Annotated in this window: 18 protein-coding genes; 15 read left to right on the forward strand and 3 right to left on the reverse strand. The window is 55.6% G+C overall.

Going from position 1 to position 21,479, the window contains the following annotated elements; translation table 11 throughout:
- Positions 1 to 372: 372 nt before the first annotated feature.
- The gene (locus tag AB1E37_RS20325) at positions 373 to 3,138 is read right to left on the reverse strand and encodes a LuxR C-terminal-related transcriptional regulator (protein ID WP_032447353.1); all 2,766 of its coding nucleotides are present in this window, start codon (positions 3,136 to 3,138) and stop codon (positions 373 to 375) included.
- A gap of 252 nt (positions 3,139 to 3,390) precedes the next feature.
- Here AB1E37_RS20325 and AB1E37_RS20330 point away from each other — a divergent pair, with 252 nt between their 5' ends.
- The 12 genes from AB1E37_RS20330 (at position 3,391) to AB1E37_RS20385 (ending at position 16,160) form a co-directional block, all read left to right on the forward strand.
- Positions 3,391 to 4,350 carry a thiamine pyrophosphate-dependent dehydrogenase E1 component subunit alpha gene (locus AB1E37_RS20330; RefSeq protein ID WP_002889884.1) on the forward strand — a complete coding sequence of 320 codons (960 nt, stop codon included), beginning with the start codon at positions 3,391 to 3,393 and terminating at the stop codon, positions 4,348 to 4,350.
- A gap of 11 nt (positions 4,351 to 4,361) precedes the next feature.
- Positions 4,362 to 5,381, forward strand: coding sequence for an alpha-ketoacid dehydrogenase subunit beta (locus AB1E37_RS20335; protein WP_002889881.1), 1,020 nt, complete (start codon positions 4,362 to 4,364; stop codon positions 5,379 to 5,381).
- A gap of 3 nt (positions 5,382 to 5,384) precedes the next feature.
- A complete protein-coding gene (locus AB1E37_RS20340; protein ID WP_032447352.1) occupies positions 5,385 to 6,920 on the forward strand; it encodes a 2-oxo acid dehydrogenase subunit E2 in 1,536 nt (511 codons plus the stop codon).
- A complete protein-coding gene (gene lpdA, locus AB1E37_RS20345) occupies positions 6,910 to 8,307 on the forward strand; it encodes a dihydrolipoyl dehydrogenase (RefSeq protein ID WP_004147204.1) in 1,398 nt (465 codons plus the stop codon). The genes AB1E37_RS20340 and lpdA overlap by 11 nt, the downstream gene beginning before the upstream one ends.
- A 218-nt stretch (positions 8,308 to 8,525) precedes the next feature.
- The gene (locus AB1E37_RS20350) at positions 8,526 to 8,735 is read left to right on the forward strand and encodes a hypothetical protein (RefSeq protein WP_004213874.1); all 210 of its coding nucleotides are present in this window, start codon (positions 8,526 to 8,528) and stop codon (positions 8,733 to 8,735) included.
- 516 nt (positions 8,736 to 9,251) lie between these two features.
- Complete coding sequence (locus AB1E37_RS20355) at positions 9,252 to 10,043, forward strand: class I fructose-bisphosphate aldolase (protein ID WP_002889868.1); 792 nt, start codon at positions 9,252 to 9,254, stop codon at positions 10,041 to 10,043.
- Positions 10,044 to 10,057: 14 nt separating this feature from the next.
- Positions 10,058 to 10,609: a glycerol-3-phosphate responsive antiterminator gene (locus tag AB1E37_RS20360; protein WP_032447351.1), complete on the forward strand. Its 552-nt coding sequence runs from the start codon at positions 10,058 to 10,060 to the stop codon at positions 10,607 to 10,609.
- Between the two features lie 20 nt (positions 10,610 to 10,629).
- Positions 10,630 to 12,168 (forward strand): FGGY-family carbohydrate kinase, encoded by a 1,539-nt coding sequence (locus tag AB1E37_RS20365; RefSeq protein WP_032447350.1) that lies wholly within the window; start codon positions 10,630 to 10,632, stop codon positions 12,166 to 12,168.
- Between the two features lie 11 nt (positions 12,169 to 12,179).
- A complete protein-coding gene (locus tag AB1E37_RS20370; protein ID WP_032447349.1) occupies positions 12,180 to 12,941 on the forward strand; it encodes an SDR family NAD(P)-dependent oxidoreductase in 762 nt (253 codons plus the stop codon).
- Positions 12,942 to 12,957: 16 nt separating this feature from the next.
- Positions 12,958 to 13,953: a 2-hydroxyacid dehydrogenase gene (locus AB1E37_RS20375; RefSeq protein ID WP_004177325.1), complete on the forward strand. Its 996-nt coding sequence runs from the start codon at positions 12,958 to 12,960 to the stop codon at positions 13,951 to 13,953.
- Positions 13,954 to 14,041: 88 nt separating this feature from the next.
- Entirely contained in the window at positions 14,042 to 15,304 is a 1,263-nt protein-coding gene (locus AB1E37_RS20380; protein ID WP_032447348.1) for a PTS galactitol transporter subunit IIC, read from the forward strand.
- A 217-nt stretch (positions 15,305 to 15,521) separates the two neighbouring features.
- Positions 15,522 to 16,160, forward strand: coding sequence for a glutathione S-transferase family protein (locus tag AB1E37_RS20385; protein ID WP_002889850.1), 639 nt, complete (start codon positions 15,522 to 15,524; stop codon positions 16,158 to 16,160).
- Positions 16,161 to 16,200: 40 nt separating this feature from the next.
- Here AB1E37_RS20385 and AB1E37_RS20390 read toward each other — a convergent pair whose 3' ends face one another.
- Positions 16,201 to 16,950 (reverse strand): cyclopropane-fatty-acyl-phospholipid synthase family protein, encoded by a 750-nt coding sequence (locus AB1E37_RS20390; RefSeq protein ID WP_023279832.1) that lies wholly within the window; start codon positions 16,948 to 16,950, stop codon positions 16,201 to 16,203.
- A 57-nt stretch (positions 16,951 to 17,007) separates the two neighbouring features.
- A complete protein-coding gene (locus AB1E37_RS20395) occupies positions 17,008 to 17,265 on the reverse strand; it encodes a YjhX family toxin (protein WP_002889848.1) in 258 nt (85 codons plus the stop codon).
- 460 nt (positions 17,266 to 17,725) lie between these two features.
- On the opposite strand from AB1E37_RS20395, the gene glaH reads away from it, so the two are divergent.
- From glaH to gabD, 3 genes are read left to right on the forward strand one after another with little or no spacing between them, the layout of a single operon-like run.
- The gene (glaH, locus tag AB1E37_RS20400; protein WP_002889847.1) at positions 17,726 to 18,703 is read left to right on the forward strand and encodes a glutarate dioxygenase GlaH; all 978 of its coding nucleotides are present in this window, start codon (positions 17,726 to 17,728) and stop codon (positions 18,701 to 18,703) included.
- Positions 18,704 to 18,730: 27 nt separating this feature from the next.
- Positions 18,731 to 19,999 (forward strand): L-2-hydroxyglutarate oxidase, encoded by a 1,269-nt coding sequence (gene lhgO, locus AB1E37_RS20405; RefSeq protein WP_002889846.1) that lies wholly within the window; start codon positions 18,731 to 18,733, stop codon positions 19,997 to 19,999.
- Positions 20,000 to 20,024: 25 nt separating this feature from the next.
- Positions 20,025 to 21,473 (forward strand): NADP-dependent succinate-semialdehyde dehydrogenase, encoded by a 1,449-nt coding sequence (gabD, locus tag AB1E37_RS20410; protein ID WP_004178683.1) that lies wholly within the window; start codon positions 20,025 to 20,027, stop codon positions 21,471 to 21,473.
- Positions 21,474 to 21,479 lie beyond the last annotated feature (6 nt).

Genomic DNA, 21,479 nt, shown 5'->3' on the forward strand with positions numbered 1-21,479 from the left:
AATTTTCGGGTTCCGCAGAAATAGGAAATGATGTACCCGATTGCGCAATCAGCGGTGATGCAGTTATAGCAGAGCTGGTGGGCGATATTTCATAGGAAGTTCAGGTGGTGGGATAAGAAAATATGAGGGTCAAACTGGTAATGAACGAATCCCTTGCTATCTGGGTTATCGCCTGAAGTAAAGGAATCAACTGTAAAACTGAAAATCTCATACGGTAAGGCTGTTTTGAGGGAGCAGTGAACGTCGTTATCACGAAATATGTTTTGAAGATCATAGGCTCAAAAACGCCGGGATTATCCGTGGCTCATAGCCCCGTTAAGAAAGTGGCTCGTCTTAATAATATTTTATATCCAGCCCTCCCTCTTCAAACCGTTAATCCAGTAATTTCATCTCCAGCGCCCGGCTCATCGCTTGAGTGCGGCTATTCACTTTAAGCTTCGCGTAGATGTTTTTGATGTGCCATTTGACCGTCTCGGCAGAAATAGCGAGGGAGCGAGCAATTTCTTTATTCATCTGACCTTCAGCGATCAGTTGTAATATCTGAAATTCTCGCTCGCTGAGTTCCCCATGAATATCGGGGCTTCCACTATTAAACGGTGTTCCATCTGCAGGCGCGCGCTTGCCGGCCCAGGGTTCATGGACTATCCCTTCCTCAGTACAAGCCGAAGAGGTTTCATTCATACCGGCAAGCAAAGGTTGCAAGGTATCGCCAGCTTCAAGAAAGAGGCCTTTGAGATGCTGTTGTTCAGCCAGCTGCACGACTGGCTGAAATGTCGTGCGCGCAGCGGCAGTTTTGCCACTGTTCCACAAGGCCAATGACCAGAGCGTACGCAGACGCGCTGCGGTTAACCTGTCCCCCCGGTTTTCCTGATCAGGGACCATATCAGCCAGGAGAATACAGGCTTGCGGCGCCTGGCCTCTGGCGAGAAGAAGGCGACAGTGGCTAAGGGATGCAGACAGAGCGATAGCGCGTTGACAGGGATGTTCGGCATCCATTCTGAAGCTGGCGGCCATTTGTTCAAGTTGTCGCTGCAGTTGCTCTGCGCCTGTGACATTGCCGCGCTGCAGCCGCACCCTCACCTGCTCGGCTAACATCATGGCCTGGAGCCGTTGCCAGCCGCGAGACACGGCAAGACGCTGCGCATGCTCCAGCAATCGCTCGGCCTCATACGGCATATTGCCATCCAGGGCCTGACGCGCGAGATAGGTATAGCAACGACTCAGCGCATCGGGTGGACTGAATCGGTCGATGAATTCGAGCCGGTCGGCTAACAGATGCTCGGGCGAGTCACCCCTCTGACATTCATAGGCTATCTCCGCCAGCAGCGGCGCCAGCGTCGCGCCACTGGTCGACTGGGTACCGGTATAACATTCAGCCTGGCGCAACGTTTTCTCTGCGTACCACCCGGCTTTCCCCAGATCGCCCTGACAAAGATGGCACTGAGCAATGATAAAAGCGCGATAAACCGAGACAAACAGATTATCTAAAGGACTTTCCGGAGAGGGCATATGCTGTTGAACCTCCAGCGCGTCGTGATAGCGCTGGTTAACAACATGGCAATAGCTGAGAATATTGCATATCAGACCATCAACCCAGGTGTCGCCGCAGGGCACTTCGGCCAGCAACGGCTGAACAATAGCCAGACTCTCCGGGATGTTTTCAGCAAAGGCTTCGCAAATTGCCCGCACAACGCGCAATTTACACCAGGTGCTGCGGGTTAAATCCTCACGATGATGAAGTACCATCTGATCGAGGTTATCAAGCAGCTGCCTCGACTCATCAAAGTGGAAATAATGCGCCAGTGCCCAGGCTAGGTTAATTTGCAGGTCAATGCGCGAAGGATCGGTGCTGGGCGGTAAATGATGCATCCATGAAATCAGGGTATCGATATCCCCTTCTTCCGCCAGTGACTGAGCGCTTGCGCCGTCCTGCACGGGGCTATGCACCGGCTTGCCTGCGCTGAGCGCATGGCGTACCGCCTCAGACCACAGCTTCTGTTCGACGAACCAATGACTGGCTAATTCATGCAGCTGTTTGCGGTCAATATCGTTGTTCTGCTGCAGCATGGTCCGAAGATTTTCCTGCAACAGAGGATGGTAGCGAAACCAGTAGCCTTGTTCGTCAAGGGCTGACAAAAAAAGGTTGTGTCGCTCAATCCATGCCAGCATCGCTTTACTATCATCACGTCCAGTCACTGCATTGCATAGTTCGGCATTTAACCGACTGAGGAAGGACGTTTTCACCAGGAAATCGAGAACCTCTTCCGGCAGCGGATCCAGTACCACCTCTTTCAGATAGCGGGCAATGGATCGTGTTCCTCCATGCATATTACGCAACAGATGCTCGGGATCATTCTGTAATTCTGCCGACAATGAAGCGATCTTCATGCCCGCGATCCAGCCCTCTGTCACGGACTGTAGCCGCTGTGCATGATGGTTGCTGAGGGGTAGCGCAACCGTGCGGCTAAAATAGTGTTTTGTTTCTTCGAGCGTGAATTGCAGGTCTCGGTCATAGATCTCCACCAGTTGGTCCTGGGCCTGCAGCTGGCTCAGCGCAAGATTCGGGTGGAAACGGCTGCCAATGATCAGATGCAAGGCGGCAGGCGCATGCTTGATTAAATACCCCAGCGCTTCATAGACCCCACGATCGTTAATCACGTGGAAGTCGTCGATAATCAGGTACACGTCATGCGGGCAGTAGTGTAGCTGGTTAATGAGCCCGGCCAGCAGTTGCTCGGAGCTGGAGAGCTTCTGCTCTTCCATGTCACGCCAGAAATCGGCGTCCCAGTCAGCATAGAGTGGACGCAATGCTTGCAGCAGATAAGGAATAAACTGCCATACGTCATCATCATCCTCATCGAGGCTCAGCCAGGCGATACGTTCGCCCTGGGCGACCATCTGCTGATGCCATTGTGCCAACAGCGTGGTTTTGCCAAATCCAGCGCCGGCGCAGACGACGCCCAGCCGGCACTGCTGAACGGGACTGAGAAGCTGAAGCAGCCGGGGGCGCTCCAGCAATTGTATTGAGGAGCGAGGCGGGACGAATTTGGTCAGGATTAGCGGCAAGCCTCGCGTCAGCCGCAATGGCCCGGAGACCAGTGAGGGTGATTGGCGACCTTCTAAATCCAATGGCTTCATCCGTGGTGTCTACTCACTTTGTTTTTTTCAATTGTACGCCAGCCCCCGGGATGACATGGGGCAGACAAACTTTATTGCTACACAAAATTTAGAAAGTTTGACCTCAAGCATGAAAACCCCCACCTCCCCCCCCATGAAGGTGGCTTCGCACTCCCTTTAACCGCTCGTAGATTCATTGCATGGGTGTGGCCAGGGTTATCCGCCCTGTCTGTTGGCCCCGCCTGGGTGACCTTTATTGAGGAGAATTAAACGATGCTCAGCAAACAGGCGTTATTGCAGGCTTACCGCAAGATGCGGGAGATCAGAACATTTGAAGAGCGGTTGCATCAGGAAAATACCAGCGGTGATATTCCGGGCTTCATTCACCTTTACACCGGTGAGGAGGCCATCGCGGTGGGGGTCTGCGAAAATTTAACAAGCGCAGATTTTATTGGTTCAACACACCGTGGACATGGCCACTGTATTGCTAAAGGTTGCGACATTCACGGCATGATGGCCGAAATATTCGGTAAGGACAGCGGGTTATGTCGCGGTAAGGGCGGGTCGATGCACATTGCCGATCTGTCGAAAGGAATGCTGGGGGCGAACGCTATCGTTGGGGGAGCCCCTCCCCTGGCCATCGGCGCCGCGCTAACGGCAAAGACGCTAAAAACCGGCAACGTCGGTGTCTCTTTTACGGGCGATGGTGGTTCTAATCAGGGCCTGGTCTTTGAAGCCATCAATATGGCCGTCGTGCTCCAGCTTCCAGCCGTCTTTATTTTCGAGAATAACGGTTACGGCGAAGGGACCGGCCATGACTACGCCGTGGGTGGGCGTGATATCGCCCGGCGCGCCGCTGGCTTCGGCCTGCCGGCAGTGACCGTCGATGGCACCGATTTCTTTGCCGTTTATGAGGCAACCTCAGAGGCGGTCAAGCGTGCGCGAGAAGGCGGTGGCCCAAGCGTCATTGAGGCCAAAGCCTTCCGCTGGCATGGTCATTTTGAGGGCGATCCCGCGCTATACCGCGCGGAAGGTGAAGTGCAACGCCTGCGTGAACAACATGATCCGCTGAAGATTTTCACCGCTAAGGTCAAGCAGCATATCACCCAGGAAGAACTGGCGGCGATTGACGAGGAAGTAGAAGCCCTGGTCAACGATGCCGTATTGAAGGCCCGCGCCGCTGCCTACCCGGCTCCGGAAGACCTGCTGACAGACGTATACGTCTCATACTGAGGGTGATAACCATGACAATAAAAACCTATCGTGAAGCGGTCAAGGAAGCCCTGGCTCAGGAAATGGAGCGCGATGAACGCGTGGTACTCATCGGTGAAGACTTGCGTGGCGGTCATGGCGGAAATGCGCCCGAAGAGGCGAAGATTGAAGCCTTTGGCGGTGTACTGGGTGTCACTAAAGGGCTGTGGACGCAGTTCGGCTCCGATCGGGTGATCGACACGCCCATTACCGAGTCGGCCATTATCGGTATGGCGGCCGGCGCCGCAGCGACGGGTTTGCGGCCGGTCGCGGAATTGATGTTCATGGATTTTTTTGGCGTGAGCCACGATGCACTGTACAACCAGGCGGCTAAGTTCCGCTACATGTTTGGTGGCAAAGCCAGAGCTCCGCTGGTGATGCGAGGGATGATCGGCGCGGGGTTTTCTGCCGCAGCCCAGCATTCACAGTCACCCTATAATATCTTTGCCACCACGCCTGGACTGAAGGTGGTGGTGCCCTCGACGCCTTATGACGTCAAGGGTCTGTTAATCCAGTCCATTCGCGACGACGACCCGGTGGTATTCTGCGAGCATAAAATGCTGTACGACCTCAAGGGCGAGGTACCGGACGAGATCTATACCATCCCGCTAGGTGTAGCCAACTACACTCGCGAAGGGGAGGACGTCACCATCATTGCGTTGTCGGCAATGGTACATAAAGCAAACCAGGTGGCGGACAAACTGGCCAGAGAGGGGATCTCGGTCGAGGTGGTCGACCCGCGAACCATTTCGCCGCTGGATGAGGAAGGTATTCTGGAATCGGTGGCGTCCACGGGGCGGGTCGTGATTGTCGACGAATCCGCTGCACGCTTCGGTTTTGCTCATGATGTCGCGGCGCTGATTGCGTCCCAGGCATTCCATTTCCTCAAAGCGCCCGTTCTGCTGGTGACGCCGCCACACACGCCGGTCCCGTTCTCCCCTGCTCTCGAAAAACTCTGGATCCCTGGCGTTGAACGTATCGAAGCCGCCGTCCGTCAAGTGCTGGAGGATTAACCTATGAGCGAAATCAAGACGCTTGAAATGCCAAAGTGGGGGCTTTCCATGGAGGAAGGCTTGCTCGCTCGATGGGCAATCCAGGAGGGTGACGATTTCACCAGAGGGCAGGAAATCTGTGAGATTGAAACCAGTAAAATCGTCAATGTGCTGGAGGCCCCCTTTGCCGGTACGTTACGTCGGATGCTCGCCCGCGAGGGTGAGACGCTTCAGGTAGGCGCCGTGCTGGCCCTGGCGGCTGACGCGTCGGTCAGCGATGCTGAACTGGACGAATTTGTTGCCCGCCTGGCGACGGCGAAACCCGCAGCCCCAGGCCCGGAGGCTGCCGCGCCGGACGTAGCGGCACAGGCAGGCGCTAAGCCAGCTTCCGTTGTTTCGCCGCCATCCAACAGCCCCGAGCCCCCTGTTGGGCAGACCGTCATCCCCGTCAGTCTGCAAGGTGTGACCGATGTGACTCAGGTTAATGCCACGCCCCATGCGTTACGACTGTCTGCCCGCTGGGGTATCGACCTGAAAAAAGTCCGCGGCAGCGGGCGCGGGGATCGTATCTCTGTTTCTGATCTGGAAAGCGCGATCGTCGCCGCCGGCGGTCGCCTGGCCTCTCCGACGCCCCCCGTTCGTCGTAGCAAAGCGCCCCGCTCGCATGCCGATGACAGCCAGGTATCGGCCACCCCGCTGGCGCGCCGCCTGGCCGGCAAACTGGGTATCAACTTGCATGACTGCCGAAGCAGCGGTTCACGCGGTCGGGTAAGTCGCGATGATGTGCTGGCCGCGGCGTTGTTACTCGACGAGCACCCGCAGACCAGTCCTGTGCAGGAGAGTGCCCCGGCCCCCTTTGAGAGCATCCCGATGTCCGGTATGCGGCGGGCTATCGCTTCTCGCCTGCAAACGTCCAAGCAACAGTCTCCCCATTTCCGTTTGAGCGTCGATCTCGATCTGGAGCGACTGTTAGCGTTACGTCAGGACATTAACCGCGAAGTACCCGGCGTCAAGATTTCGGTGAATGACCTGCTGGTGAAGGCCTGCGCCCTGGCGCTGGTGGCCGTGCCTGACGTCAATATCCAGTTTGATGAAGCGGCACAAAGTATCCGCCGCTTTACGGATGCCGACATTTCGGTGGCCGTTGCGCTGCCTGCCGGGCTAATTACCCCTATTGTTCGCTCGGCGAACCGGAAATCGATCAGCGACATATCGAACGAAATTCACTCGCTGGTGACCAGAGCCAAAGCGGGCACGCTGAAGCCGGAAGAGTTCCAGGGCGGGACCTTTAGCCTGTCAAATCTGGGGATGCTCGGCGTCCGGCAGTTTGACGCCATCATCAATCCACCGCAAAGCGCAATCCTTGCCATTGGCGCCGGCGAGGTCCGGGCGGTAGTACGCGACGGGCAAATCGTCGCGCGCCAGCAAATGACGGTATCGCTATCCTGCGATCACCGGGTCATCGATGGCGCGGCAGGTGCGGCTTTTCTCCGGGAACTCAAGCGACTGATTGAAACCCCGACCTTGATGTTTATCCAGGAGACGAGCTATGCACGATAAATACGATGTGCTGATCATCGGCGGGGGTCCTGGGGGATACGTTGCCGCCATCCGTGCCGGCCAGCTAGGGCTTCGTACCGTATTAGTGGAAAAACAACATCTGGGCGGCATCTGCCTGAACTGGGGATGCATTCCAACCAAGGCGCTGCTGCATGGCGCTGAGGTTGCGCACACTATCACCCATGCCAGTCAGCTGGGCATCAGCGTGGGCGAGGTGAACGTCGATCTGCAGAAACTGGTGCAGTTTAGCCGTACCGTATCGCAACAGCTCACCGCTGGGGTTGCGTACCTGTTGAAGAAAAATGGCGTGAGGGTGATTGATGGCACCGCGCGGCTGCGCGGCAAGGGGCAAATCACGGTCGAGGATGCCCGAGGGGAGGCGCGCGATTACCGGGCCGATCACGTGATCCTGGCAACCGGCGCCCGACCACGCGCATTGCCAGGCATAGCGCCAGATGGCGAACATATCTGGACCTATTTCGAGGCGCTGCGGCCTAAGCTTTTACCCAAGTCGCTCTTAATCATCGGTTCAGGGGCGATTGGCGTCGAGTTCGCCAGCCTTTATAACGATCTGGGCTGTAAAGTGACGCTGGTCGAGCTAGCGTCGCAGATTTTGCCAGTGGAAGATGCCGAGGTGTCTGCAGCAGTGCGTAAGTCATTCGAAAAACGCGGTATTCAGATCCATACCCAGACCCTGGTGACGCAAGTACAGCTCACCGATATCGGGGTGCGCTGCACACTAAACAACACCGGCGGCGAATATTCTCAGGATGTCGAACGTGTGCTGCTGGCGGTTGGCGTACAGCCGAATATTGAAGATCTGGGGCTGGAAGCACTGGGCGTCGAGTTAGACCGCGGTTTTATCAAGACGGACGCGGCTTGTCGCACTAACGTATTCGGGCTTTATGCCATCGGCGATGTAGCCGGCCCGCCGTGCCTGGCGCACAAGGCCAGCCACGAAGGCGTGATCTGCGTTGAGACACTGGCCGGTGTCGAAGGCGCCCACCCTCTCGATCGCGACTATGTGCCTGGTTGCACTTATGCCCGGCCCCAGGTTGCCAGTCTGGGCCTGACGGAATCGACGGCCCTGGCCAGGGGACGGCCCGTCAGGATCGGTAAGTTCTCTTATCAGAGCAATGGTAAGGCGCTGGCCAGCGGCGAGACAGAGGGTTTTGTGAAGACTATTTTCGATGCTGAAACCGGCGAGTTGCTGGGCGCGCATATGGTTGGCGCACAGGTCACGGAACAGATCCAGGGGTTTGGCATCGCCCGTCACCTGGAGGCCACAGATGAAAGTCTCCTGTCGATGATCTTTGCACATCCGACACTTTCCGAAGCGATGCATGAATCCATACTCGCGGCCTGCGATCAACCGTTGCATCAATAAGAAATAAGGGAGGCGATAGCGTCGTGATACGGAGTAAGTTCCCGTTATCCCTCCCGCACTCCCCGGCAGAAGATCCCCAACAACGGTTACGGCAGGATCTATTGATCTGAAACGCTAAGCACCATGCGTAAATTCTGTATGTTTAGTAGACAACCAAACGACAGGAGGAGCGCTCTATGACACAGCACGAAAGGTTTTGCCAGGCCTGCGGAATGCCGATGTCCGCACCCGATGCGCAAGGGGCCAGCGATAAATATTGCGCGTATTGCAGCGACAGCGACGGTAATCTGAAATCCTGGGAAGAGGCCGTATCCGGTCTGGCGGCTTTTCTCGACGCCTGGCAAAAGGTGGGCGTAGCGGAATCACGGAAACGGGCAAAACGTTACCTGACGGCGATGCCTGCCTGGGCGCACAAAGCGGACGAGTAATTTGCCCGGGCGGCAGGAGGAAATCATCCCGGGGACAGACCGCCATGCCGACAACATTGCTATAGCGTTTTTGTACGCCATCCGGACAGGAATAAATACGCGTTTGGGGATGACGATCTGCAGGCTGGAGCATGAATGGATGCGTTCTTCATGCGGATGATATAAACGCCTGGCGTTCTCCCCCTTGTCCGGATGCGTTATTGCCTGGTTTTTAAGGGGTCGGTTTCTGTATTTAACCCGGCACTTCTCAGGTAATACAACATATTGATGTGATGAATCTCTCATTTCAACGATACCAACTGGACAATAAGTTATCGCGTGTGTTAGTTATTTAATCACGCAAGAGAACAGATTTAATTTAAACAAAAGTTAAACCTTTCTCACTTTGCTAAAAAATTGCATTGATAATGCTTTGGATCCCTGAACCATTATCAAAAGGGTATGTGAACAGAAAGCCCTCAGAGACGCGAGTCTCTGAGGGCTTTTTTTTTGTTTTTTTATCTCAGGAGTAAATAAATGTCTAAAGAACGTCGTCTCTCAAGAATATTCGCAAAAGACGGTAAATCCGTGACCTTAGCGCTGGATGGCTACTATTTTTCCACGAAAACAAATGGTATTGATAATACGATAAATCAGCTCCCTGCTCTGGTGGAACACGGCCTGGATTGCGCGCTCGTCACGTACGGCATGTTGAAGAATTATCGGGAAGCATTGAACAGCGTTCCCGTTGTGTTACGCGTCGACAGCACGGTCAGTATCTTTGACAATACCGTTCCCGATACTACCCCCGTTTTTTCCGTCGAAGATGCGCTTAAAGTCGCTGCCGAGGGCGTGGTCTGCATGACCTTCCCCGGCGCCTTCAATGAAGAAAAAACCCACATTATGGCGATGCAACTCGCACAGGCAGCGGATCGCTGGAATGTACCGCTGATTGTCGAATCGCTCCCGTATGGTTATCCCGTCACCAGCGATGACTCTAACAATCCGGCCATCATCGCTGCATCGGCCCGCGCAGCGGTGGAGCTGGGCGCGGACGTCATCAAAACGCGTTTTACCGGTTCACCAGAGGACCGACTGATCGTTGAAGCTGCTGGCGTGCCGGTGCTTGCCTTAGGAGGGCCAAAAACCGGCATCGACGGTTACTTCAAATTTGTTCAGCACTGTATGCAGATGGGTGCGAAAGGCGTGGCTGTGGGACGAAACATTACCCAGGATCCGCAGCCGGCGAAAGTGGTAGCAGGCCTGAATGCCATCATCCATGAAAACGCAACAGCGGAAGATGCATACAGCCTCTACATGGCTAAATAACATCGGAAATTAATATGATTTCAAATAACACCATCATCCCTTCCATCAGGAAGTATAAATACTTTGAGAAAGCATTATCCTGCCAGTCAGAATATGTGCTGCTATCCGAAGCGAATATCGGCAATCTGCAGTCGCTGATTGGCAAATGCCATCAAAGCGGTAAGAAGGTTCTCGTTCACCTTGAATTACTGGGCGGCTTCAAACCGGATCAGGAGGGGATCAATCTGCTGAAAAATTATTACAAGGTTGATGGTGTTATTTCTTCCAATCTCTCCGCGCTACGCTACGCCAAAAAAGAGGGATTGCTGACCGTATATCGGGTTTTACTTATCGATTCGCGATCGCTTGATCAGTCGCTCGATATTGTTAAGCACAGTCCACCGGACGCAATTGAAATCTTACCTGCTGAATATGCCTGCCAGTGTCTGGAGTTGATTAGCCGAAATTTGAAAGGCTTTGATGTGGTATTCATCGCCGGAGGCTTTGTTAAGCGCAAATACCTTGTAGATAAAATATTCCATGCCGGATTTAAAGGGATAACCACCAGCGAGCCCGGCTTATGGTAACCAATAAGGAGTCCACGCGAATGAAAGATGAATACGTCATGGGCATCGACAATGGTGGAACCGTCACCAAGGCAGCCATCTATGACCGTAAAGGACAGGTGCTCGCCATCGCCTCAAAATCTACGCAGATGCTGACACCCCGGGAATTCCACACAGAGCGCAGTATCGATGAGCTGTGGGCCGCTAATGTCGAAGTGATTAAAAAAGCGATTGAGCAATCAGGTATCGACGCCAGCCAGATAAAAGGAGTGGCCGTCACCGGTCATGGTAACGGTCTGTATCTGGTCGACGAAGAAGGTCACCCGGTGCGTAACGGCATTATATCCACCGATAGCCGGGCAAAAGAGTACGTTGAGAGATGGCAACGCTCACCAGAATTCCTTACCGACATTTTGCCAAAAACGATGCAGTCCATCTGGGCCGGACAACCTGTCGCCCTGCTGGCATGGCTGAAGGATTTCGAGCCCGAGACGTTGCAAAAAGCGCGTTATATTCTTATGGTCAAGGACCTGATCCGTTTTTACCTGACCGGAGAGGCTTTTCTTGAGCTGACCGATATCTCAGGGACCAACCTGATCAACGTACGTGACTGCAAGTATGACGATGAACTACTGGCATGGTGGGGACTTGATGAACTGCGGGACAAATTGCCCCCCATCAAACGCTCAACAGAATGCTGCGGAAAAATCACTGACGACGTGGCCCGTCTGACCGGTTTATGCGCAGGTACGCCGGTTTCTGGCGGGGTGTTTGATATCTCGGCCTCTTCCATTGCCTCGGGGATTAACAGTCTCGATAAGATGGCGATCGTCACCGGCACCTGGAGCATAAACGAATACGTTACCGACCACCCGGTTATTGATAAAGATCTGTTTATGACCTCCATTTATCCCATTGAAGGTAAATGGCTCATCACCGAGGCCAGCCCCACCTCCGCGAGCAACCTGGAGTGGTTTATTAACAACTTTATGGAGAGCGATCGGAAAACCTCCGCCGAACAAGGATCGTCGGTCTATGACCTGTGTAATAAGCTGGTTTCGTCAACGACGCCGGATGAAAGCCACCTGTTGTTCTTTCCGTTCGTGTTTGGCTCTAACACCATTCCCGACGCCTCGGCCGGCTTTATCGGTGTCAACAGCTTCCATAAAAAAGCCCATTTTCTGCGGGCGATTTATGAGGGCGTGGCCTTCAGCCATCTCTACCACACCGAGCGCTTACGCAATATTAACCCGAAGCTAAGCCACACTATTCGTATTGCTGGCGGCGTCACGAACTCCCCGGTCTGGCTGCAGATATTCGCCGATATCTTCCAGGCCACGCTGGAAATCGTTGACGTCAAAGAGCACGGAACCCTGGGTACCGCGATGACCGCCGCCGTTATGGTGGGCTGGTTTGCAGAGGTATTTGCTGCCTCAAACGACATGGTCCATGTCTCACGCACCGTCTCCCCTAATCCGGAAAACCACCGGGTCTACCAGACCAAATACCAGCTTTATAAAAACCTGTTATCAGAAATGCAGTCGCCGTGGAAAAGCTGCAGCAACTACATCGCGCACTAAGTGAGGAAAAAATGGATCTGAATTTAACGAATCGTACGGCCATCGTGACAGGCGGCGCAACCGGCCTGGGGAAAGAGTTTGTTCTTTCTCTCGCCAAAGAAGGCGTCAATATCTGCTTTACCTATATGCGTGAGGAAGAGCATCCCGAACGGCTGATCGAAACGGTGAAGGCCAGCGCGAACGTAGAGATCATCGCGGGCAAAACCGATCTCTCTGACGAACAGAGCCGGGAAAATCTGTTTGCCACCTGTATCGACAGACTGGGTAAAGCCGACATTCTGGTGAATAACGCCGGGATCTGGCTGAGCGGCTACGTCACCGAGATCAGCCCGCAGGACTGGGATCTGGTGATGAATGTCAATCTGAAAGCCATCTTCCATCTCAGCCAGCTGTTTGTAAATCACTGCCTGCAGCATGACCAGATGGGCAGCATTCTGAATATTACCTCGCAGGCCGCGTTCCACGGCTCCACGACGGGACATGCGCACTACGCGGCAAGTAAGGCCGGCCTGGTCGCCTTTGCTATCTCTCTGGCGCGGGAAGTCGCCAAACAAAAAATCAATGTGAACAATATCGCCGTCGGGATCATGGATACTGCGATGATCCGTAAGAACATTGAGCAAAACCCTGACTATTACGTCAGTCGTATTCCGGTGGGCCGCGTGGCCCAGCCGCAAGAAATTGCCGACATCGGTGTCTTCATGGTTTCTCCTAAGACCAGCTATATGACGGGAGCAACTCTGGACGTTACCGGCGGTATGTTGATGCGTTAATCTAGGGAGAATCATTATGAAATGTCTGGCAATTGCCGATCTGTTTATCAATGCAGCGATGATGGAATCAGGACTGAAAGCGCTCAGGGATAACGGGATTGAAGTAGAAGTACGCGAGTGGTCACATGGCTCCGTTGAGAAACTTCAGGAAGATAATCTGCGGGTTGAACAGGAAGGAGCAGAAGCCGTGGCCTTACCGGAAGCGCTGCTTCAGGGAACGGATGATATTGACATCCTGATCACTCAGTTTGCCCCCGTCAATACTGCGGTGTTCGATAAACTACCAAAGCTGAAATATGTAGGCGTGCTCCGCGGTGGCGTGGAAAACGTGAATCTTCAGGTGGCGAACGCCCGGGGCGTTGAGGTGATGAACACCCCGGGGCGTAACGCTCGCAGCGTCGCCGAATTCACGGTCGGCATGATCCTGGCGGAAATGCGCAATATCGCCCGTTCACACGATGCCCTGCGTGACAAATACTGGCGTAAAGACAGTCCGAACCATCAGGCGATCCCGGAGCTTGGCGGAAAAGTCGTGGGGCTGGTTGGCCTCGGTCATATTGCCCAACTGGTCGCGGGATTTCTCAGCGGCTTTGGCACGGAGATTATCTTTTACGATAAGTACGTTGCAGGCCATGAACGTTATGAGAAAGTCGATTCTCTGGACGAACTGGTACAACGCGCCGACGTTATCTCGTTACATGCTCGCCTGACGCCGGAAACCGAAAATCTGATTAACGCACACCATTTCGCGCTGATGAAGCGCAGTGCCATCATTGTTAACACGGCACGCTCCGGGTTAATCAATGAAAAAGAGATGATTGATGCGCTCAGATCCGGGCAAATCATGGGCGCCGCGCTTGATACCTTTGATGACGAGCCGCTTCCAGACGACAGTGCATTCTATACTCTGAATAACGTGACCATTACGCCGCATATTGCCGGGAGTACCATTGACGCATTCAGTAATTCGCCCAAACTCTTCGCTGAGATCCTTTTAAAGAAACTCAGTTAAATATTAAAAGAACCATTAAAGGTATTAACAGGGCCCAATGGGCACGGGTTTACTCGTGCCCAATTCGCCCGCCTTTTAAGGAATCATTATGGATATTATCAACAGCATTATTAGTCTGGGGGCATCAGTAATGATGCCAGTAATATTCTTTATTATCGCGCTTTGCTTTGGCGTTAAAATCGGTACGGCATTTAAAGCAGGGATGCTGGTAGGCATTGGTTTTGAAGGGGTGGGGCTGGTGATTGGCCTGCTGCTGACAAACCTGGGCCCGGCATCGCAGGCGATGGTTGAGCGTATCGGCCTGCAGTTAACGGTCGTTGATACCGGTTGGCCTACCGCATCGACCATTGGCTGGGGTTCGCCGCTGATGCTGCCCGTCGTGGTGGGCTTTATCGTCATCAACCTGGCCATGCTTCTGTTGAAATTAACCAAAACGGTGAATATCGATATTTTTAACTACTGGATTTTCCTGATCATGGGGTCTGTGGTCTATGCCGGAACGGGAAATTACTGGCTTTCGGTCGGTATTACATTCGCTATTGTTGTGTTGACGCTATTGGCGGCAGATTTAACGGCGCCGTATTTACAAAAAAACTATAATCTTAAAGGGATATCATTCCCCCATCTTACCTGTATAGCTTACGTGCCGTTTGGCATTGCCTGTAATTACATCATTGATAAGATCCCGCTTATCAATAAAATCAATTTCGACCCGGAAAGTATTAATAAAAAATTCGGCGTTTTTGGCGAGCCTGTTACCCTGGGGTTTGTGCTGGGACTGCTGTTGGCCTTCCTGGCTGGATATGACGTTTCCGCGGCCGTTTCACTGGCCATTAAGGTTTCAGCCGCCATGCTGCTGCTGCCTAAAATGATTGAAATTCTGGTGCAGGGATTGTTGATTGTCCGTGATGCCGCTGAAGCAAAACTGAAGGCTAAATTCCCGGGGCGCGATTTTTACATCGGGATGGATACGGCGTTACTGATCGGTGAACCTTCGGTACTGGCGACCGGTCTGCTGTTAATCCCTATGGCTGTGGTGCTGTCTATCATTCTGCCCGGCAACCGCGTACTGCCCTTTGTCGATCTGGCTTCCTTAATGTTCCTGCTGGCAATGGTCACGCCGTTCTGTAAACGAAATATGTTCCGCATGTTCATAACCGGAACCCTGATCGTGACCTGCATCCTGTATGTCGGGACGGACATTTCGCAAGAATACACTCAGGCGGCGGTGAACTCGCATATTCCGGTGCCGGAAGGGATGGCCGAGATCACCAATATCGTCGGCGGCGCCACGACGCCTGTCGGCTGGCTGGCCGTCAAATTTGGCGAGTTTTTTAGCGCCACACATTAGTACAAGACCACTCAAGTAAACAGAGGGCAAACTGCTGCCCTCTGCTTCTTCCTCTTATACTGTGCACTGAATAGCTGGCTCAGCTACGCCCCTGGTTTGAACATCTGACCAGCGCGTCCGCCCCCTGCGCGGCGAGGTGGCTCATTTCTTTTGTACCCCCTCCCGTTTTCAACCCAACCTGCTATGCTCCTTCTTTCCCTGTTCTCTGGAGATCCCGATGCTGACCATCTGGGGCCGAAAAACCTCCTCTAACGTGCAGGCGCTGATGTGGTGTGTTGGCGAGCTTGGGTTGGACTATCTCCGGTTCGACGTGGGGCATCGCTATGGCGGTACCGACAGCGAGGCGTTTTATCAGCTCAATCCCAATCGTACGGTACCAGTGCTGCAGGATGACGAAAATCCGCCGCTGTGGGAAACCGGCGCGATCCTTCGCTATTTAGCCAGTCGCTACGCCGACGACGCCTTCTGGCCGGGCGAACTGCTGGCTCGTACTGAGGTTGATCGCTGGGCCGAGTGGTCAAAGCAGAATATCGCCCTCGGCTTTACGACGCCGGTGTTCTGGCGCGTGGTGCGCACGCCTGCCGCCGAGCGGGATCCGCAGGCCATCGCCGCGGCGGTGACGGCCCTGGAGCAAAAGCTGGCGATTGCCGAGGCACGTCTCGCCGGGAGTCGCTATCTGGTGGGCGATACGTTCACCCTAGCCGATATCCAGTTTGGTCATGTGCTGTACCGCTACTTTGCAATCGATATCCCCCGTCGTCCCCTCCCCCACCTTGCGGCGTATTATGCACGGCTAACCTCACGGCCCGCCTTTCGCCAGCACGTCATGGTCAGCTACGACGAACTGAAGGTCTGAAGGTGGTCGGTAGCGCCTCCTGACGCTACCGACATGCCGGTTAACGCGCCATCAGAACAAACACGCCCCAGCCGAGATATTCCCGGGTCCAGGTGACATGGTGCAGCGGCGCGGTGGTCAACTGCTGGCGAACCTCCGGTGCGAAGTCATCGTGCGGATTGGCCTCCAGCCAGCGGCGCATTGTCAGCCATTTCGCCGCTTCATAACGATCCCAGCCCTCCTGGTCGGCCAGCACCATCTCCACCACGTCATAGCCCAGTTCGCCAAAGTGGGCGACCAGCGCCGGTAGCGTCAGGAAGTCATCGGGTGACTGCGCGCCGCAGGCAACCGCCTCTTCTGCCGTGGCCGGACGTTTGCGCCACCATGGCTCGCCGATAAGCAACATGCCGCCTGGGATAAGGCTCTGCTTCAGCAGCTCGATTGTGCCTGCCACCCCGCCGCCGATCCACGTGGCCCCCACGCAGGCGGCAACATCGCACGGCTGGCTGGCGACATATCCGCTGGCATCCTGGTGCACAAAGGTTACCCGGTCGCTTACCCCGAGCTCCTCTGCCCGGGCGGCCGCCTGCTGACTGAACAGCAGGCTCATGTCTACGCCGGTGCCGACGATCTGATGATCGCGCGCCCAGCTACAGAGCATCTCGCCGGAGCCGCTGCCGAGGTCAAGAATGGTGGTGCCCGGCGCCATTCGCAGCGCCCGTCCCAGCGTGGCGTACTTTTCCGGGGTAAAAGGGTTATGGATACGGTGCTCGCTTTCACTGATGGTAAAAATGCGAGGGATATCGATCATGAGGTTTTCTCCTTGAGAGCCATACGCCCGGGCAGCGACCCTGCCCAGGTCGCTATTTCAGCGGTTGTCCGCTTGCGCGCGAACGTTATTCAAACCGGTCGTGTTGATCCGGTACGGCTGGCCGTTCACCGACTTAATCAGCTTTTTGGTTTTGAGCTTTTTGAAGACCGCAAGGGTGCAGTCGCTCAGCAACAGCCCTTCGCGGGTGTAGCATTCAACGGCGGTAATGCGGCCGGAGGTATCGCGGACGTGCGCAATACGGCCACCTTTGGCGAGAACGTGTAAGGTCCGTTGTTCCTGACGGGATAAATTCATACTGAAACCTGTTCATTATCATGTGCGAAAACATGCCTACACCCGCAGGTGTGTGCGTAAGGTTTAAGCGCAGCGATAATCAGTCCGGCCTGGGCAGGTCGGGAAACTGATTATCTGATAATGACATTCTCCAGCATCGAAGCCTCAGTGAGCATTGAAAGGTATTTACCGGCTGAATATTAACACCTTCATCTGGTAAGGATATTGTGCAGATTAAAAACTGTGACCGGTATTACGATTTCCCTCGGCCTTATCCCCATTTTGCGCTATACGCCACCCGCTCTGTTCCGCAACTTTCACCACCACCTTATCCCCCTTTCGCATTGTTAAATAATTGTTGTCAGATCACAAAATGGAAACAAAAAAGCCATTTCGTACGCATTTTATAAAAATGTAGATATTTTTAATTTATGGCTACGAAATGAACATCACCCTGACCTTACAGCGAGGAACGATCCTGATGAACGCCCTGACCGCAGTAAAACCGACACCCGCGCCGGTAGCCCAGCAATACCCTGGCTTTTCTTTCACCCCTTCCGCCCAGTCGCCGCGCCTGCTGGAGCTCACCTTTTCCGCCGAAACGACCACGCAGTTCCTGCAGCAGGTCGCGCAGTGGCCGGTGCAGGCGCTGGAGTACAAATCTTTCTTACGCTTCCAGGTCGGCAAGATCCTCGACGATCTGTGTGGCAATCAGCTGCAGCCGTTGCTGATCAAAACATTGCTCGATCGCGCGGAAGGCGCGCTGCTTATCAACGGCGAAGGGATCGATCACGTCAGCCAGGCCGAGGAGATGGTCAAGCTGGCCACCGCCGTCGCCCACCTGATTGGTCGTTCCAACTTCGACGCCATGAGCGGTCAGTATTACGCCCGCTTTGTGGTGAAAAATGTCGATAACTCAGACAGCTACCTGCGCCAACCGCACCGGGTGATGGAGCTGCACAACGACGGCACCTACGTCGAAGAGCAAACCGACTACGTATTAATGATGAAGATCGACGAGCAGAACATGCAGGGCGGCAATTCCCTGCTGCTGCATCTCGACGACTGGGAGCATCTCGACGAATTTTTCCGCGACCCGCTGGCTCGCCGCCCAATGCGCTGGGCCGCGCCGCCGAGCAAAAACGTCAGCAAGGATGTTTTCCACCCGGTGTTCGACGTCGATTCGCTGGGCCGCCCGGTAATGCGCTATATCGACCAGTTCGTCCAGCCGAAAGATTTCGAAGAAGGCACCTGGCTGAGCCGCCTCTCCGACGCGCTGGAGACCAGCAAAAACATCCTTTCCATACCGGTGCCGGTGGGCAAATTTCTGCTCATTAACAACCTGTTCTGGCTGCACGGCCGCGACCGCTTTACGCCGCACCCGGACCTGCGCCGCGAGCTGATGCGCCAGCGCGGCTACTTTGCGTATTCCACGAATCATTACCAGACTCATCAATAAGGGTTTTCAGGCGAAGGAATTGAGCGGATGTATGATTTCGTGATTATCGGCGGCGGCATCATCGGCATGTCGACCGCCATGCAGTTAATTGAGATTTACCCGGACGCCCGCATTGCGCTGCTGGAAAAAGAGGCCGGCCCGGCCTGCCATCAGACTGGCCACAACAGCGGCGTGATCCACGCCGGGGTGTACTACACGCCCGGCAGCCTCAAGGCGCAGTTTTGCCTCGCCGGCAACCGCGCCACCAAGGCCTTTTGCGAGCAGAACGGCATCCGCTATGACGTCTGCGGCAAAATGCTGGTCGCCACCTCACCGCTGGAGATGGAGCGGATGCGCGCCCTGTGGGATCGCACCGCCGCCAACGGCCTGCAGCGCGAGTGGCTAAGCGCCGGGGAGCTACGCGAGCGCGAACCGAACATTACCGGGCTCGGCGGGATCTTCGTCCCTTCCAGCGGCATCGTCAGCTACCGCGAAGTGGCGGCGGCAATGGCGAAGAACTTCGAAGCGAAAGGCGGAACGATCGTCTACAACGCCGAAGTCAGCGCCCTGAAAGAACATGCCAGCGGCGTGGTGATCCGCACCCGCCAGGGCGGAGAATATGAGGCCTCGACGCTGATCGCCTGTTCGGGCTTGATGGCCGATCGGCTGGTAAAAATGCTCGGCGTCGACCCCGGGTTTATCATTTGTCCGTTCCGCGGGGAGTATTTCCAGCTGGCGCCGCAGCACAACCAGATCGTTAATCATCTGATCTATCCGATCCCCGATCCGGCGATGCCGTTCCTCGGCGTCCACCTGACCCGCATGATCGACGGCAGCGTCACCGTCGGCCCCAACGCCGTGCTGGCTCTGAAGCGCGAAGGCTACCGCAAGCGCGATATCTCGCTGGCCGATACCCTGGAGATCCTCACCTCGCCCGGCATCCGCCGGGTACTGCAAAACAACCTGCGCTCCGGACTGGGCGAAATGAAGAATTCGCTGTGCAGAAGCGGCTATCTGCGGCTGGTGCAAAAATACTGCCCGAGCCTGACGCTCAGCGATTTACGCCCGTGGCCCGCCGGCGTGCGGGCGCAGGCCGTGTCGCCGCAGGGCAAGCTGATCGACGATTTTCTCTTCGTTACCACCGCGCGTTCGATACATACCTGCAATGCGCCATCGCCAGCGGCCACCTCCGCTATCCCGATCGGCGCGCATATCGTCAGCAAGGTGCAGAGCCTGCTGGCCAGCCAGAGCAATCCCGGACGCACGCTGCGTGCGGCACGTAGCGTGGAGACACTACACGCCGCTTTTACCCGTTAACCCCCCCTGAAGACAGGAAGCAATTATGCAACTCAACGATATGACACTGTTTCGCCAGCAGGCGATGATCGATGGCCAGTGGCGCGATGCGCCCAACGGCGACGTGATTGCGGTCACCAACCCGGCCAACGGCGAGCAGCTCGGCAGCGTGCCGAAAATGGGCGCCGATGAAACCCGCGAAGCGATTGAAGCCGCCAATCGCGCCCTACCCGCCTGGCGCGCCCTGACCGCCAAAGAGCGGGCGAACATTCTGCGCCGCTGGTTCGATCTTATGATGGAGAATCAGGACGATCTCGCTCGCCTGATGACCCTCGAGCAGGGAAAACCGTTGGCGGAAGCCAAAGGCGAAATCAGCTACGCCGCCTCCTTTATTGAGTGGTTCGCCGAAGAAGGTAAGCGCATCTACGGCGACACCATTCCGGGCCACCAGGCCGACAAGCGCCTGCTGGTGATTAAGCAGCCCATCGGCGTTACCGCCGCCATCACGCCGTGGAACTTCCCGGCGGCGATGATCACCCGCAAAGCGGGCCCGGCGCTGGCCGCCGGCTGCACCATGGTCCTGAAACCGGCCAGCCAGACGCCGTTTTCCGCGCTGGCGCTGGCCGAACTGGCGAATCGCGCCGGGATCCCCGCCGGAGTATTCAACGTGGTCACCGGCTCCGCCGGCGCGGTCGGCGGCGAACTGACCAGCAACCCGCTGGTGCGCAAGCTCTCCTTTACCGGCTCTACCGAGATTGGCCGCCAGCTGATGGAGCAGTGCGCGAAAGACATCAAAAAAGTCTCCCTGGAGCTGGGCGGCAACGCGCCGTTTATCGTCTTTGACGATGCCGACCTCGATAAAGCCGTCGAGGGGGCGCTGGCGTCGAAGTTCCGCAACGCCGGGCAGACCTGCGTCTGCGCCAACCGCCTGTACGTCCAGGACGGGGTGTATGACCGTTTCGCCGAGAAGCTGCAGCAGGCGGTGGAAAAACTGCGCATTGGCGACGGCCTGCAGGACGGCGTCACCACCGGCCCGCTGATCGACGAGAAAGCCGTGGCCAAAGTTGAAGAACACATTGCCGATGCCATCGCCAAAGGCGCGAAGGTGGTCACCGGCGGCAAACCGCACGCCCTGGGTGGCAACTTCTTCCAGCCGACCATCCTGGTCAACGTTCCCGACAGCGCCAAAGTGGCGAAAGAGGAGACCTTCGGCCCGCTGGCCCCGTTGTTCCGCTTTAAAGATGAAGCCGACGTCATTGCCCAGGCCAACGATACCGAGTTCGGTCTCGCCGCCTATTTCTACGCCCGCGATCTGAGCCGCGTCTTCCGCGTCGGCGAAGCGCTGGAGTACGGCATCATCGGCATCAATACCGGCATTATCTCCACCGAAGTCGCGCCGTTCGGCGGCGTTAAGGCCTCCGGCCTCGGCCGCGAAGGGTCGAAGTACGGCATCGAAGATTACTTAGAAATCAAATATATGTGCATTGGCCTTTAACAGGAG

Origin of the sequence: Klebsiella sp. Shm-1 (genome assembly GCF_040804525.1) — a bacterium.
Classification (GTDB): Bacteria; Pseudomonadota; Gammaproteobacteria; order Enterobacterales; family Enterobacteriaceae; genus Klebsiella; species Klebsiella pneumoniae.